The organism is Ruminococcus bromii, from assembly GCF_002834225.1.
Lineage (GTDB): Bacteria > Bacillota > Clostridia > Oscillospirales > Acutalibacteraceae > Ruminococcoides > Ruminococcoides bromii.
In genome coordinates this window covers 1-2,705 of the sequence record NZ_NNSR01000058.1, presented here as the reverse complement: position 1 = coordinate 2,705, position 2,705 = coordinate 1, and the positions used below count along the sequence as shown (strand labels likewise).

The 2,705-nt window shown below is 35.1% G+C and carries 1 protein-coding gene; it reads right to left on the bottom strand.

The annotated features are described in order from the left end of the window. Positions 1 to 872: 872 nt before the first annotated feature. Positions 873 to 2,705 (bottom strand): amidase domain-containing protein (locus RBATCC27255_RS06195; protein ID WP_187128354.1); only part of this gene is annotated, 1,833 nt, incomplete at its 5' end.

The window sequence follows — 2,705 nt, the reverse complement described above, 5'->3', positions numbered from 1 at the left end:
TTTTTGTTGCTGTCGTAGTAATAGTTGGTCTTAACTCCGTCAACGGTTTTCTGTGTTCTCATACCGTTTGAGTCATAACTCATTTGAATAGAACTATCGGAAGTGTTGATTTTCTTGAGAATTCTTCCGTTCTCCCATTCAAAACTCATTCCGTCACGGTATGAAAGCGGATTGCCGTTTGCATCGTAGGTAATATTGTCACCATTGATTTTTGTCAGTTTGTCTTTCCAGCTTGTATCGGTGTACTCATATGTATTACCATGCTGTGTTCCTGTAGGATAACCGTAGTTTGGATCAAGAACCTGTTCATATTTATTTTGCAGGTTTCCTGCTCCGTCATAAGAATAGTTAATGTAGAACTTATTTACATAATCATATTCTTCTTTAAGCTCGTTAAGACTGTCATAAACATACTTGTTTTAAATTTATGTGGAGTAAATCTCCTCTGTATCTTGTATAAAGATACTAAACATACCGTATGTAACTGTTAATTTCATCTTACTATCCATGGAAGAATAAAGCACCTCGCCATTATCAGCGTCCGTAACGGTATATGTATAATTATACGAAACGCTATTGATAAAAGGAAATACTATAGAAAATGAATGTTCGACATCTTTTGATAAATTATCATGTCCCTCTTCCAACTTCGGTTGAATAGGGTTTATATAATCATAATTTTCTTTACTGATACACGATGACATTTTACTATCGTATACCTCATTATTAAGAGCATTAGAAATTATATTGTTAATTTTAAGTGACAAATAGAAGCCATATGATAAATATAAAAATAATACGGCAATAAATATAATCATCAATCTCGTTACCACTTTTTTCATTTAATCACAACTTTCTACAAGTTTAATTGTTCAGATATTATTTTTTAAGGCTAATGCATACACTTTATTCTTACCTTTAAATTTGTATTCATCCAAACATTTATTATAATACGAATTAGTATGGGCTGAATAATATATTTTTTTATTCTTTTTATCTACCTTAGTAACAATAACTGCATGATTGGGTTTACCGTCACCATCATCATCCATATAAAGAGGATCACCAATTTGAATGCGAAGTGATGTATTTTTTACATCAGTCTTATTTTTCATGGTTATACGCCCTTTACAATATTTATCTTTTTTAAAATAATTATAGTTACTGGGGCACAAACTCCACGGCAAACTGACATCCCAATAATATCTATAATTAGGATTCATCCCCGGCTGATTAATACCTGTTTTGCCGGTTATTAAAGAATGCCACGTACTAGACTTACTTCCCAGAGTCATCGGTATTCCACCAGCATATAAACACTGTGAAACAAAATTAGTACAATCCTGACCGTAACTATAGTACTGTCCATTCCTGCCATTGTACCATTTTTTAGCATAGGCTACTACTTTATTTCTATTATATTTTATTTTTTTAACAGGTCCTATAGTTGTCTTTGTTCCATTGCTATCAACATAATTAACAGAGTTATTCTCACAGTATGCATACATATTAGTACTTAATGAAGTTTTTGTATCAGTGTCATTAAAAATATCTGCATTCAAAAATCTGCCTGTAAATGGATCGTAGTAGCGGGACTGGAGATAGTACAAGCCTGTTTCTTCATCATAAACATAACTGCGATAGCGGAATGGGTTCAGTTTGCCAACTGCGAGTGTGCCGTTGTTTTCGGTGAGCATATTGCCCCACGCATCGTAGGCATACTCTGCGACTGCTTTGCCGTCCTTATCAACAATTTCGGTAATATCGCCCTGCAGGTCTTTGATGTAGTAATACATAGTACCATTGCAGGAAACTGACATTACTTCACCCGAATTATCGTAATAGAAGAACAGCGTATCACTGCCCTGAGTGAGTGCGAAAAGGTTATTACTGCTGTCGTAATAATAATTAGTTTTCACTCCGTCAACAGACTTCTGCGTTCTCATTCCGTTTGAGTCATAGCTCATTTGAATAGCTTTATCGGAAGTGTTTATATTCTTGAGAATTCTTCCGTTCTCCCACTCAAAAGTCATATCATCACGGTATGTCAATGGATTGCCGTTCTTATCATATGTAATACTGTCGCCGTCAAACTCGGTGAGTTTATCTTTCCAGTTAGTGTCACTATACGAATAAGTTCTTGTTTCAAGTAATTTTACAGGTGCCCAGTTAGTTCCGAGTGAATACGATTCCATTTTTTGAATGTTACCGTAGTTATCATAAACTATTCTGATATAGCGACCTGTTCGGGTATCTGCATACCATACAAGCTGATTTAGTTCATCGTATGTATATACGGCTACCTTTTTGCCGTTTTCATACACATTCTCTACATTACCTGTATCGTTGTAATTATAGCTGTAATCCAGAACCCTATCAGAACTCAACTTATAACTGATACCGCCAACCATATTTGTAGTAGCATTACTTTCACTGCCGTGATAATAAGAATACTGCTTTGTAAATACGGTATCGCTCTTGTTCTGTTTTGTTGTTACAGTTGACACTCTTCCGAAATCATCGGTTGATGTTTCGTTAGTTACACCGTCATTGCTTACAAATGACTTTCCGTCATCATCTGAGCCTGTTGTAATAGTCTTTGTCTGACCGTTTACAGATGTTTTTTCAACTGTATTGCCGTTTGAATCGGTAACAATATAATGAGTAAGACTGCCGTCTGATGATGTACGATATTCGCTTTCAAG